Annotated in this window: 8 protein-coding genes; 7 read left to right on the top strand and 1 reads right to left on the bottom strand. The window is 64.6% G+C overall.

Going from position 1 to position 13,200, the window contains the following annotated elements; genetic code table 11:
* Positions 1 to 429, bottom strand: a complete 429-nt coding sequence (gene gspG / locus BMZ46_RS09605) for a type II secretion system major pseudopilin GspG (RefSeq protein WP_074687724.1) — start codon at positions 427 to 429, stop codon at positions 1 to 3.
* A 203-nt stretch (positions 430 to 632) separates the two neighbouring features.
* Here gspG and BMZ46_RS09600 point away from each other — a divergent pair, with 203 nt between their 5' ends.
* The 7 genes from BMZ46_RS09600 to BMZ46_RS09570 all read left to right on the top strand — a co-directional run bounded on the left by BMZ46_RS09600 (position 633) and on the right by BMZ46_RS09570 (position 13,112).
* On the top strand, positions 633 to 1,244 hold the full coding sequence (locus tag BMZ46_RS09600) for a lytic transglycosylase domain-containing protein (RefSeq protein WP_074687725.1): 612 nt from the start codon (positions 633 to 635) through the stop codon (positions 1,242 to 1,244).
* Positions 1,245 to 1,460: 216 nt separating this feature from the next.
* A complete protein-coding gene (gene mnxG / locus BMZ46_RS09595) occupies positions 1,461 to 7,286 on the top strand; it encodes a manganese-oxidizing multicopper oxidase MnxG (protein WP_074687726.1) in 5,826 nt (1,941 codons plus the stop codon).
* Positions 7,287 to 7,361: 75 nt separating this feature from the next.
* On the top strand, positions 7,362 to 9,284 hold the full coding sequence (locus tag BMZ46_RS09590; RefSeq protein ID WP_074687727.1) for a YncE family protein: 1,923 nt from the start codon (positions 7,362 to 7,364) through the stop codon (positions 9,282 to 9,284).
* A gap of 13 nt (positions 9,285 to 9,297) precedes the next feature.
* The gene (locus BMZ46_RS09585; protein WP_074687728.1) at positions 9,298 to 9,948 is read left to right on the top strand and encodes an SCO family protein; all 651 of its coding nucleotides are present in this window, start codon (positions 9,298 to 9,300) and stop codon (positions 9,946 to 9,948) included.
* Entirely contained in the window at positions 9,945 to 10,583 is a 639-nt protein-coding gene (locus BMZ46_RS09580) for an SCO family protein (protein WP_074687729.1), read from the top strand. The genes BMZ46_RS09585 and BMZ46_RS09580 overlap by 4 nt, the downstream gene beginning before the upstream one ends.
* Positions 10,584 to 10,592: 9 nt before the next feature.
* Positions 10,593 to 12,143, top strand: a complete 1,551-nt coding sequence (locus tag BMZ46_RS09575) for an ABC transporter substrate-binding protein (protein ID WP_074687730.1) — start codon at positions 10,593 to 10,595, stop codon at positions 12,141 to 12,143.
* Positions 12,144 to 12,158: 15 nt separating this feature from the next.
* Positions 12,159 to 13,112, top strand: coding sequence for a peptidylprolyl isomerase (locus tag BMZ46_RS09570; protein ID WP_074687731.1), 954 nt, complete (start codon positions 12,159 to 12,161; stop codon positions 13,110 to 13,112).
* Positions 13,113 to 13,200 lie beyond the last annotated feature (88 nt).

The raw sequence follows: 13,200 nt of genomic DNA, 5'->3' as shown, positions 1-13,200 counted from the left end.
TTATTGCCAGTTGGTGACTTCGGCGTTTTCGCCATCGCCGCCGGGCTGGCCGTCCTTGCCCATTGAGAGCAGGTCGTACTCGCTGTTTTCGCCGGGATAGCGGTAGGTGTAGTTACGCCCCCACGGATCCTGCGGCAGTTTTTTCTGCAAGTACGGGCCGGTCCATTTGGCTTCGTCGCTCGGTGCGGTCACCAGCGCCTGCAAGCCTTGTTCGGTGGACGGGTAGTGGCCGACCTCCAGCCGGTACAGATCCAGCGCCTTGCTCAGGCCTTCGATCTGCGCCTTGGCGACCTTCACTTCGGAACGCCCCAGCTGGGCGAAATATTTGGGCGCGACGATCCCGGCCAACAGGCCGAGCACCACCAGCACCACGAGCAATTCGAGCAGGGTGAAACCGCGTTGGGCACGCGGACGAAATTGCAGCTTCATGATGACCTCCCGTGAGTGGCAGCCGTGTCGCCGAAAGGGCTTATGCAATTGCCATGCTCAGCCCCCGATAATTTCGGCTGTCGGGCTGATGCCCTTGTATTACGGGCTTCTCAAGAGTCGGCACAGTGCTTGCGTACGGCTGATCAACGACGGGTCAGTGGGGCATTTCCCCCAATTTTTCGGGGCCTGTCAGGGGAGGCCCAATGATCCATTCATTCACTGCAGGACTGCTCGGCTGCGTGCTGTCGGTCGGTGCCGCGCAAGCCGATGTCTTCGTTTCCATGGACGCCAAGGGCAGCTACGTGCTGTCGAACGTCCACCGTCCCGGACGCACTTACGAGCGGGTGATTCGCGAGTCCGATGCGCCACTGGTCAGCCTTGACCGGCAACCGCAATTGATCGCCAACCAGCCCTACGCGGAGCTGGTGTCAGCGGCGGCCAGCGCCAATCACCTGCCCGAAGCCTTGCTGCACGCGGTGATCAAGTCCGAATCCAATTACAACCCCGGTGCCACCTCGCCCAAGGGCGCCGGCGGACTGATGCAATTGATGCCCGACACCGCCCGCGAGCTGGGGGTGAAAGACGTCTACGACCCCAAGGCCAACATCCAGGGCGGGGCCAAGTACCTCAAGCGCCTGATGACCCTGTTCGACAACGACATCGCCCTGGCCGTGGCGGCTTACAACGCCGGGCCTGACGCGGTGCTCAGCCGGGGCCGGGTAATCCCGCCGTTCGCCGAAACCCAGCGCTATGTCCCGAGCGTGCTGCGTCAGTACCGGCGCCTGCAGGGGCTGGCGGTGGATGCGCCGTTGTAAAGCTTTTTTTGAAAATCCAGCCCCGGCTTTCCCCACTATCGGGGCAAACCCAAGGGGCCCGGAAAAGTGGGGAAACGGGTGGGGAATATCCCCCGCATTCTCAAGTGACCTGTGTAACTGATTGAGATGGAAGGCAATTTTTTGTGGCATGCGGATTGCTCTCAGGGCTTTAACGAGAATCGTTCCCTGTGAGCACCCACTACGAGGTTTCCGATCATGGTTGGCATTCACCACGCTCCGCCCCTGTTGAACTGGCTGCTGTTGCTGGTCTCGATGCTCAGCGTCGAACTGGCCAGCGCCGCCGTGCGCTGCGAGCGCAATCTGGTGGCCAATGTGGTCGCCTTCGATCAACCGCTGATGTTCAACCGCCTCGGTGCGCAAAACGCCAACGGCATGATGTACGCCCTGCGCCGCGATGTCGTCGATGAGCATGACGTTTCGCTGGCCTACGGCGGCAGCGCGGTGCCGGGCAAGGTATCGCTGCGTGCGGACAAGCGTCCACGGCCGCTGGTGCTGCGGGTGGCCGCCGGTGATTGCCTGACGATCAACCTGCAGAACCTGCTCGATTATCAGGCCAACCCGAACAAGCATTTCGAAGGGCCTGAAGGCGAGGAGGGCACCGAGAACGTCAGTGGCGCCGATGCTTTCAAGGTCGACGAGCAGGTCGCCGACCGGCATGTCGGTTTCCAGGTCAACGGCCTGCAAGCGGTGAACAGCATCGACGACATTTCCTCCTACACCGGGCGTAACGCCAACACCCTGGTGCCGCCGGGCGCGAGCCGTTCGTACGTGCTGTACGCCGAGCGCGAAGGGGCGTTTGCCGTCAGCAGCCGTGGCGCGACATTCGGTGGGGAAGGCGCGGCCGGCAACACCGCCAATGGCCTGTTCGGCCAGGTCGTGGTGGTGCCGAAGTCGGGACGCACCTATCGCAACACCCTCACCGAAGAAGAAATGCGTCTGGCCACCACCGGCCGTACACCGGCCGGTCACCCCATCGTCGATTACCAGGCCCGCTACCCGCAGCGCGAACCGTGGCTGCGTGAAGGCAAGGCCGGCACGCCGATCATCAGCATGGTCGACGGCAACGAAATCATCTCCAGCGAAAGCGACGCCATCGTCATGGGCAGCAATGCCGATGGCAGTTTCGCGCCCAGCACCTATCCGCTGGAATCGGTGGGCAAACGCAACCCGGCGATCCCCAATCGCCTCGAGCCGTTTCGCGATTTCGCCTCGCAGTTCCAGGACGAAACCGCCGCCACCCAGGCATTCCCCGCCTACTGGGCCGACCCGGTCATGGCCCATGTGCTGGAGCCGACCCGCGACTCGTTCATGATCAACTACGGTTCCGGCGGCATGGGCGCCGAAGTGGTCGCCAACCGCCTCGGCGTAGGGCCGATGCACGATTGCCTGTCGTGCGCCTACGAAGAATTCTTCCTCAGCTCGCACACCGTCGGTGATGTGGCGATGCTGGTGGACGTGCCGGCCAACACCGGGCTTGAGAACATCGCCCCCGGCCAGACACCGAGCGCCGATCAGGTTGGCGTCAAGGCCACCATGGCCCTGTATCCGTCGGAGCCGTCGAACGTCAACCACAGCTACATCGGTGACTTCGTCAAATTCCGCAACACCCACAACGGGCATGAGCAGCACATCTTCCACCTGCACGGTCATCAGTGGCTGTTCAACCCCAACGACGACAACTCCGATTACGTCGATGCCCAAGGCATCGGTCCGGGCGCCGGCTATACCTACGAAATCGCCAACGGTGGCTCCGGCAACCGCAACCGGGTGGCCGGTGATGCGATCTATCACTGCCACTTCTACCCGCATTTCGCCCAGGGCATGTGGTCGATGTGGCGGGTGCACGATGTGTTCGAGGAAGGCACCCGGCTGGAAGTCTCGCAACAGGGCGCCGATGGTTATCACAGCGAACCTTACGCCCTGCGCAGCGGTAAACCGGCTGCCGGTGCCCGCGCCTTGCCGGATGGCGAGATCATCGCCGGCACGCCGATTCCTGCCGTGGTGCCGCTGCCCGGCAAAGCCATGGCCCCGATGCCGGGCAAAGTGGTGGTGGTGCCGAAAATCGGCGAAACCCTGGTCGCCGGCCACGATGACGACGATGAAGAAGAGGACGACGGCGAACACCATGGCGGCAATGGTGGTTCGCAAGCGATTGGTTCCCTGGCGTTGGTCGATCGCAGCGAAGCCAACCGCAACGCCGACGGCAGCCTGAAAAGCCCTGGCTATCCGTTCTGGATCGGCGGCATGGAAAGTTCGGTCGGCCAACGTCCGCCCACTCCACCGCTGGACATGCTCGACGCCGCCACCGCGCAATCGTTGAAAGCCAGCGGCAAAGCGCTGTGGGCCAACCTCGATCCGAATCAGTCCGGCGGCTGGGACGGCGGCTTGCAGCGTCACACCCTCGACGGGGTGGCGGCCGGAGGCGAGGCGCACACCGTGACCACCTCGCTGGACTTCTCCAAGGAAGTCACCCGCGCCAAACCGATTTACCTGCCCGAAGAGGGCACCGAAGTGGAACAGGCCGCGATGGCGTTCCACGCGAAAAAGGATCACCCAAGCTTTGCCTTGCTGCCCGGCAACCAGATCGTGGCCAAGGCCTTCCGCACCAACGGCGCCTTGCCGATTGCCGGCGCGCCGTACTACGAACCGTGCATGGACGACCGGCAAAAACGCCTGACCAGCAGCGCCGGCAGCGGTGAATTCGCCAGCGGCGATCGGCTGGACGGTATGTCCTTCGTCGGCGCCTCGACCTTCACCGCCGACCGGCCACGGATCTACAAGGCCGCCAACATTCAGTTCGACGCGGTCTACAACAAGGTCGGCTATCACTTCCCGCAGGCGCGGATTCTGGCGCTGTGGGAAGACGCCTGGCCGGTGATCACCAAGCAGCGTCCGCCAGAGCCGCTGGTGATGCGCATGAACACCTTCGACTGCGTGCAATACCAGCAAACCAACCTGGTGCCCGCCACCTACGAGATGGACGACTATCAGGTGCGCACGCCGACCGACGTGATCGGCCAGCACATTCACCTGCCGAAGTGGGACCTGACGTCCGCCGACGGTTCCTCCAACGGCTGGAACTACGAGGACGGCGTGCTCTCCCCGGGTGCCGTTCAGGAACGCATTCACGCGATCCGCGAATTCAACCAGTGCGAAGGCACCGACCCGCGCGACGGCACCCAGGCGTGCCCGAAAGCCAAGGCGCATCCGTTCTTCGGTCAGTTCGGGCGCAGTGACTGGATGGGCGCACGCACGGCCATGCAACGCTGGTTCGTCGACCCGGTGGTCAACGCCAAGGGCGTGGATCGCGGGCTGGGCACCATCTTCACCCACGACCACCTCGGCCCATCGACTCACCAGCAGATCGGGCTGTATGCCACGGTGCTGGCGGAGCCGGCCGGTTCCACCTGGTTCCACGCCGAAACCGGGGAGCCTCTGTACAGCGGCGCGCGCCAGGACGGCGGGCCGACCTCTTGGCAGGCGGTGATCAACACCGGCGACCTCGACGGCGACGGCAAGAACGACAGCTTCCGTGAGTTCTTCCTCGAATACAGCGACTTCCAGCATGCCTATGAAGCCGGTGTGTACGTGGGCGCCGGCCCCAACGGTGTGCCCAATCCGCAAGCGTTCCCGGCCACCGCCGACAGCTTCCGCTACGCGATCAACCCGCCGGTGCGCAACAACGCCAGCACCCTGCTCGAAGGCGTGCTGGAAGTGCAGGGCGGTCAGGTGCCGGGTTGCCCGAGCCGGCCTTGCCCGCAAGCAATCTCCGTGGATGATCCGGGCATGTTCGTCGTCAACTATCGCAACGAGCCGCTGGCCCTGCGGGTCTACGACCCGAACAAGGTCGGCCCGGACGGCAAGCGCGGCATGCAGGCCGACGGCCTCGGAGGCGATCTGGCCTATGCCATGCAAAGCCGTACCGACCGGGCGATCCCGGCGATGAACCTGGCGCCGAATCTGGTGACGGCCGCCACCGGCCCGACCGGCGGCACCACCCTGTTCCCGCCGCACATCAACAAGGGCGGCAGCGAGCCGGGCGATCCGTTCACCCCGATGCTGCGTACCTACACCGGTGACAACGTGCGCCTGCGGGTACATGCCGGCGGCCACGAGGAAGAGCACAACGTCACCCTGCACGGCGTGAAGTGGCTGCAGAGCGGTTCCGGTTTCGGCAACAGCTCCAACTCGGGCTGGCGCGCCTCGCAGATGATCGGCATCTCCGAACAGATGGGCTTCATCGCACCGGTGTCGATGCTGTCCAGCTCTGCGGCGACTACCGGTGACTATCTGTACTCGATGGACGCTTCGATCGAAGGCTACTGGAGCGGGATCTGGGGCGTGATGCGCAACTACACGGCCAAACGCAATGACCTGTTCGCCATCCCCAACAACCCGAGTCCGGCCGGCATGCGCAACACCGTGGCCTTCGAAGGCAGTTGCCCACGGATCAGCGCCAACCCCAACGGCATCGGCACCCGGCCGACGGTGCAGCGCAACTATGAAGTGGTGGCGGCGCTGGCCAACGACATCCTCGGCAATTCGCTGGGCCTGAGCATCGGCGATTCGGCCGGGCTCGGTCAGCATGTCGGCGGGCCGCTGAATCCGGCGGGCGGCACCCTGGTGCTGAACTCGCGCACGGTGAGCATCCCGCAGGTCACGGTGACCGATCCGGAGGACGGCGAGACCATCACCATTGGTGGCCAGAGCGGGCCGCTGCATGATCCGACGGCGATCCTGTATGTGCGCAAATCCGACCTCGATCCGGTCAGCGGCAAGCTCAAACCCGGCATTCCGGTCGAACCGCTGGTGCTGCGCGCAGCGGCCGGGGACTGCATCAATATCACCCTGGAAAACCGTCTGCCGAGCGTGATGCCCGACCTGACCCAGACTGCCGTGATGCAGGGCATCGTCAAACGTGATCGCAACAGCGGCCTGGGCTCGACCACTTTCAGCAACAACCTGATGCGGCCGTCCAGCCATGTGGGGCTGCACGCGCAACTGCTGGCCTATGACATCACCAAATCCGACGGTGCCAACGTCGGCGCCAACCCGATCCAGACCGTACCGCCGCGGGTGGGCAGCAGCGGCGCCTACCCGACCCGGACCTATCAGTACTACGCCGGGCACCTGGAACGTGAAGGCAAACCGGTCACGCAACTGGGGCGCAGTGTCGACAACATCAACGCCACTGCCGTGGAGTTCGGTGGCCTGAACTTCACCCCGGCGGACGTGATCAAGCAACCGCAAAAAGGTCTGGGTGGGGCGATGAGCATCCTGCCGATCGGCGCGACCTGGGTCGACGATGCACGCAAGGTCAACGCTACGGTCACCGCACCGGGGCAGACGACTTACCGCGACTTCGCGATGGTCTGGCACAAGGCGCTGAACACTCGCTGGGCCAATGGCCGGCCGGTGGAAGGCATCGCTGCCGAGGGCTTCGGTGTGCCGACCGATCCGCAGGACAACTCGAGCATGGCGATCAACTACAAGACCGAACCTTTGTGGTATCGCTTCGGCCTCGCCCCGGATGCGCCGTTCGGTCGTGCCGATGGCGCGGGTTACGGCGACATGACCAACGCGCACATGGCCTACAGCAATGCGCTGGTGGGCGGCGATCCGCAGACGCCGGTGCTGTATGCCAAACCGGGTCAGCCGTTCCGCACGCACATCCTGATGCCGAGCGGCGGCAGTCGCGGCACGACGTTCCAGCTCGACGGACACGTCTGGTCGCTCAACCCGTTCCAGGCCGAGAAGAGCGACACCGGCGGCTACCCGATGGGCACGCCGGGCGTGGGTTCGGTGCGCTTCGGTTACAACCCGATGTCGATGTACATCGGCGCTCACGAAAGCATCCTGCCGGCGGCGCACTTCAGCTTCATGATCCCGAGCGCCGGGGGCAGCAACGCGATACCGGGGGACTACCTGTTCCGCGATTACGGCGCCTATGGCAACACCTCGGGGCTGTGGGGATTGCTGCGGGTGACCAATGAGCCGGAGCCGGCGCCGCCTGCTCAGTAAGTGCCAATGCGCGACCTGTGGGAACCGGTGAACCCGCTCCCACAGGTGGGGACAGGATTTGTAGGGGAGAGCGACATGAACAGGATCATCAACATCATCGGCGTCTGCCTGCTGGCGATGGCCGGCGCGCTGCTCACGCTGAGCGAGATTGCCCTGGCGCAAACCGGCGCAGGCCAGGTGCTGACCCGCGACGGCGTGTCGATCGCCTTCGATCTGAAGCCGCTGGCCAGCGACGGCCAGCTGCGTGAGGGCGAGTTTGCCGACGTGCAGTTTCGCGTCACCGACGGTGCGTCCGGCCAGCCGTTGTCCGGTGTGGCGCCGGGGGCGTGGATTGATCCGCAAGTCCTTGCCGCTGACCAGGCCCAGGGCCGTGACCAGAGCTGCAAGTCGCGGGTCGGCACGTTCCTCAAGTCCAATATCGGCGCGCGGCCGCTGCTCGACCTCAACAGCTATTTCCTGCTGGTGATGAACCGCGATGCCAGCGTTTCGGTGGTGGATCCGTCAGTCTCGGTCGGCGGTATCACCAGCACTTTGGCGCGGATCGAACTCAAGCAATCGCCGATGGACTGGGTCACGCCCAAGGACAACAAAAAGGTCTTCGTGTCGATGCCGACGGCGGGGGAAGTGGCGGTGATCGACAGCGAGCAATTCAAGGTCATCGACTCGGTGGCCGCCGGCAGCCAACCGGTGCGGGTTGCGCTGCAACCGGACGAGCGTCTGCTGTGGGTCGGCAACAACGCGAGCAAGGCTGAAGAGTCCGGGGTCACGGTGATCGACACCCAGAGCCTCAAACCGCTGAAACACCTGGCGACCGGTCGCGGCCACCACGAAATAAGTTTCAGCAAGGACAGCCGTTTCGCCTTCGTCAGCAACCGCGACGACGGCACCCTCAGCGTTATCGACATTGCCAGCCTGAGCCTGCTGCAACAGGTCAAGACCGGCTCCAGCCCGTTGTCGGTGGCGTACTCGCCGCTGTCCGGCGCGGTGTACGTGGCCGATGGCAAGGACGGCACCGTCACCGTGATCGACAGCAACAGCCGCGCCGTCCGCCGGGTGATCAAGCTGCAACAGGGCCTCGGCCCGATGGGCTTCAGCGCCGACGGCCGTTTTGGCGTGGTGCTGAACACGGTGGAGAATCGTGCCACGGTGATCGACGCGGCCAACGATTCGGCGATCCATGATCTGGAAGTCTCGGCCGAACCCTATCAAGTGGTGTTCACCCAGGCCTATGCCTACGTGCGTGGACTGGCCTCGCCGAAAGTCACCATGATCAACCTGTCTTCGCTGGGCGAAGGGCGTCAGCCGATTACCCAGGGTTTCGAGGCCGGGCCGCAGCCGCCACGGCTGGCCGGGGACCTGCCGCTGGCGTCGAGCCTCGCGGTATCGCGCGATGACAACGCGGTGTTTGTGGTCAACCCGGTCGACAACACCACCTATTTCTACGCCGAAGGCATGAACGCGCCGATGTCCGGTTACCCCAATCGGGGGCAAATCGCCCGCGCGGCGCTGGTGATCGACCGCAGCCTGCGCGAAGTCTCGCCGGGGCTCTACAGCGCCCGGGTCAAGCTGCCGGCGGCGGGGCGCTTCGACGTGGCGTTCCTGCTCAACCAGCCGAACATCATTCATTGCTTCAGCGCCCAGGTGGCGTCCGACGGCGCTCCGGAAAAACACCTGGGCGCGGCAAAAGTCGAGTTCCTGCTGGACAAGACCGCCGTGGCCCTCAACGACCCCTACGTGGTGCGCTTTCGCATCGTCCAGGGCAAACAGAAAATCCAGCGCAGCGGCGTGACCGACGTGCAGTTGCGCTACTTCCTCGCCCCGACTTCCCGGCCCCGCGAAGTGGCGGCGCTGGAAGTCGCCGACGGCGTATACGAAGCGCCGGTGACCCTCGATCGCAGCGGCGCCTGGTACCTGCACGTGCGCGCGGCATCGCTGGGCGCCGGTTTCGACGACAAGACCTTTGCCAGTGTCCGGGTGCTGCCCGGCCAGACTCAGTGACGAGGAAACGACCATGAACCGATTTGCATCCCGTGGCCTGCTGACCCTGTGCCTGTTGGCCGTCGGTATCCAGCAGGCCAGCGCCCACTCGGCGGACGAGCATGCCGGCCACACCGCACCGGCCGCCAACAGCCAGGAACACGCCCAGGTCAAGTTCGCCGACGTGCCGCTGCTCGACCAGAACGGCAAGACCGTGCACCTGGAGCAGGATCTGGTGCACAACAAGATCGTGGTCATGAGTTTCATCTACACCAGTTGCACCACGGTCTGCCCGGTGGTCTCGTCGATCATGGGCAAGGTGCAGAAACAGCTCGGTGCCCGGGTCGGCGCGGAAGTACAACTGGTGTCGATCAGCATCGACCCGCAGCGCGACGACCCGAAACGTCTGCAGGATTACGCCCGCACCTTCCAGAAAGGCCCGGGCTGGAGCTGGCTCACCGGTTCGCCGCAATCGATCACCGCCACCCTCAAGGGCCTCGGCAGTTTCAGCGGCGACTTCAAGAATCACCAGCCGCTGATCCTCGTCGGTGACGGCAACAGTCGCCACTGGACGCGCTATTACGGCTTCACCGACCCGGCACTGCTGGCCAGGGAAGTCGAGAAACTCAGCGGCCTGCGCACCCACGCCAAACACACCGCGATTGCCATGGAGCAACAGCCATGAGAACCCTGGACTGGATCACCCTGACGGTGTGTTTCTGGATTTTCAGCGCCATGGCCCTGGCTCACGAAGGCCACGAGCAACCGGCACCGGCACCAGCAACGACAACGACCAGCGCTGCGCCCGCACCGGCCAAAGGCACCCATGATGCGAAAACCTGGTTCACCGACACCCCGTTGCTGGATCAGAACGGCGACGTCCAGCGTTTCTACAGCGATGCGCTGCACAACCGCGTGGTGCTGCTCAACGTGATTTTCACCAGCTGCAATGACGCCTGCCCGCTGATCACCCGCAAGCTCAAGGAAGTCCGCCAGCTGCTGGGCGACAAGGCCGACGGCATCACCTTTATTTCCCTTACCAGTGATCCGCTGCGCGACACGCCGGCGGTGCTCAAGGCTTACACCTTGAAGCAGGGCGCCGATGACCCTCACTGGCTTTTCCTCACCGGCGACAAGGCGCAGATGGAGCTGGTGCTGGGCCGCATCGGCCAGATCGTGCCGACGCCCGAGCAGCACTCGACCCAGTTGATCGTCGGCGATGTGGCCAACAAACGCTGGAGCAAAATCCGTCCCGACGCCCCGGCCGCCGCCATTGCCCAGCGCTTGCAGTTGCTGACAATGCCCGTGGCCGGCCGCTGAGTCCGCGCCATGAGCCTCGGCCGCGTCCTCGCCCTGATCCTGCTCGCTGGCGTCAGCCTCGGCGCGGCCGCGTTACCGCTGACCGATGAAGAAAGCGCCGGCAAGCGCCTGTACCGCGAAGGCCTGTCCGCCAGCGGCGAGCCGATCATGGCGCGGGTCGGCGCGGCGGATGTGTTGCTGCCGGCCACCAGCCTGCCGTGTGCCAACTGCCACGGTGCCGACGGCCTCGGCCGGCCCGAGGGAGGGGTGCGTCCGCCGGAACTCAACTGGTCGCGGCTGACCAGCATTCATGGCCAGCAACAGATCAACGGCCGCAACTACCCGGCCTACACCGACAGCAGTCTGGCGCGGGTGATCCAGCAGGGTCGCGACCCCGGCAACAATCGCCTCGACCCGAGCATGCCGCGCTTCCTGCTGTCGATGAAGGATCAGCGCAACCTCACCGCGTACCTCAAGCGTCTGGCCGATGACCGCGATCCGGGGCTCGATGACCAGACCTTGCACTTGGGCACCTTGCTGCCCAGCCAGGGGCCGCTGGCCGAGGAGGGCGCAACCATCGCGGCGGTGCTCAACGGAAGCGTGGCGCGGATCAATCAGGCCGGTGGCATTCACGGCCGGCAGTTGCGCCTGACCGTGGCCGATCCCGGCCCGGATCGCGCCAGCGCCGAACAGGCCCTGCAACGGCTGATCGAGGAAGAGCAAGTCTTTGCCCTGATCGCGCCGCTGGCCCCGGCGCTGGACAGCGAACTGGCGCCGCGTCTGGAACAGTCCGGCGTGCCGCTGATCGGGGCGATGTCGCTGCTCGGCCCGGTGCAGGCCAGCCCACAGATTTTCGAGCCGCTGCCGGGCCTGCGTGAGCAACTGATCGCATTGGCCGATTACGCCACCGCCAGTTTGCGAGTGCTGCAAGGGCCGACGCTGATTGCCTATCCCGATGACCCGGCCCAGGTACTGGCGGCACAGGTTCTCGGCCAATATCTACAGGATCACGGCTGGGAAAAAGTCCATCTGCAGGCCTACGACCCGGCGGCGGACAGCTTGCCGCTGGGCTCGCGCTCAGTGTTCTACCTCGGTAGCGGCGGAGGTTTCAGTCGGCTGGCGGCCGGATTGCAGAATGCCGGGCAGGTGCCGTACCTGTTTGCTGCGTCGAGCCAGGTGGCGGGGGATCTGCTGCAAGTGCCGGAGGGTTTTTCCCGGCGGGTGTTTCTGGCGTATCCGTTCGTGCCCAGCGACTGGACCCAGGCCGGGCGCATGGCCCTGACGCTGTTGCGCGAGCATCAAGGCCTCGGCGCCCAGCATGCGGTGCTGCAAGTCGGCGCCTACGCCTCGATGCTGTTGTTCAGCGAAGGCATGAAGCAGGCCGGCCGCGACGCCAGCCGCGAAAAACTGGTGGCGGCGCTCGAAGGCCTGCATGACTTCGACACCGGCCTGACCCCGCGCCTGAGCTTCGGCCCCGGGCGACGATTGGGCCTGAGCGGCGCGCACGTGGTCACCGTTGACTTGCCCGACCAGCGTTTTTATCTGGTCGCTCCCTACAAACCGATTATTGCCACGCCCTGACCGGAGGCCCTGATCATGAAGCTCAAAACCCTGTGTTGGCTGCTGACAGGCTGGTTGTCGGTGGGAATGGCGAACAATGAACCGGTGGCCGCCCGGGTCAACGGCGAGGCGATTTCCGAGTTTCGCCTGGAGCGTTTTTTCGCCGAGTACCTGGAAGATCAGGGCCGCGCCGTGGCGAGCATCCGAAACCCCAAGGCCTACAAACAACTGCGTCAGGCCGCACTGGATACGCTGATCGACAAGGAATTGCTCTGGCAGGAGTCGCGCAAGCGCGGGGTGAAGATCGATGAGCAAACCGTGCGCGACCAGGTCGAACGGACTCGTACCGCCATCGGTGGCACCGACAAATTCCTCCAGCGTTTGCAGGACGCCGGTTTCGACGAAGCCTCGTTCACCGAGTACACCCATCGTGAGCTGGCGGCGCAGCGGATGTTTGCCGAGCTGACCCAAGTCCAGGCCCCGGATGAACAGACCGTGCGGGCGTTTTTTGCAGAACACCGCGCTGAAATGGGCGCGCCGGAGCAGGTGCAGGCCCGGCACATTCTGATCAAGGTTGCTGGCGATGCCGATGCCGCCACGGTTGAAGCGGCACGACTACGCTTGATGCAGATGCATGCCGCTATCGCAGGGGGGCAAACCTTTGCTAGCGTCGCGCAATCGGGATCGGAAGATGTCACCGCCAGCCAGGGCGGGGACCTGGGGTATTTCGCCCGTGGGCAGATGGTGCCGGCCTTCGAAACGGCAGCGTTTGCCCTCAAGCCTGGTGAAGTCAGCGAAGCGGTGCGCACACCGTTCGGCTGGCATTTGATCTTTGTCGAGAACCACAAGGAGGCGGCCGATGTCCCAGAGGAGCAAGGGCTGGAAACAGTCAGGGCGTACCTCGCCCGACAGCAACAGACCCAGGCTCGTCGTCAGGTGCTCGCGCAGTTACGGGCAGAGAACAGGATCGAACGAATTGACGACGACTGAAGGTTCCCCCCCAATAGTGGGGAATGGCTTCGATGCCCATTCAGGTGCTTCCCCGTTTCTGGGGAACGGGGTACCGGGACGAGCGGGC

It is taken from the genome of Pseudomonas sp. NFIX49 (assembly GCF_900115915.1).
In the GTDB taxonomy this organism is placed as follows: domain Bacteria; phylum Pseudomonadota; class Gammaproteobacteria; order Pseudomonadales; family Pseudomonadaceae; genus Aquipseudomonas; species Aquipseudomonas pharyngis.
This window is presented reverse-complemented; position numbering and strand designations above follow the sequence as displayed.

Coding starts and splice junctions, on each gene's coding strand:
- gspG (WP_074687724.1), bottom strand. CDS start 429: ATGAAGCTGCAATTTCGTCCGCGTGCCCAACGCGGTTTCACCCTGCTC.
- BMZ46_RS09600 (WP_074687725.1), top strand. CDS start 633: ATGATCCATTCATTCACTGCAGGACTGCTCGGCTGCGTGCTGTCGGTC.
- mnxG (WP_074687726.1), top strand. CDS start 1,461: ATGGTTGGCATTCACCACGCTCCGCCCCTGTTGAACTGGCTGCTGTTG.
- BMZ46_RS09590 (WP_074687727.1), top strand. CDS start 7,362: ATGAACAGGATCATCAACATCATCGGCGTCTGCCTGCTGGCGATGGCC.
- BMZ46_RS09585 (WP_074687728.1), top strand. CDS start 9,298: ATGAACCGATTTGCATCCCGTGGCCTGCTGACCCTGTGCCTGTTGGCC.
- BMZ46_RS09580 (WP_074687729.1), top strand. CDS start 9,945: ATGAGAACCCTGGACTGGATCACCCTGACGGTGTGTTTCTGGATTTTC.
- BMZ46_RS09575 (WP_074687730.1), top strand. CDS start 10,593: ATGAGCCTCGGCCGCGTCCTCGCCCTGATCCTGCTCGCTGGCGTCAGC.
- BMZ46_RS09570 (WP_074687731.1), top strand. CDS start 12,159: ATGAAGCTCAAAACCCTGTGTTGGCTGCTGACAGGCTGGTTGTCGGTG.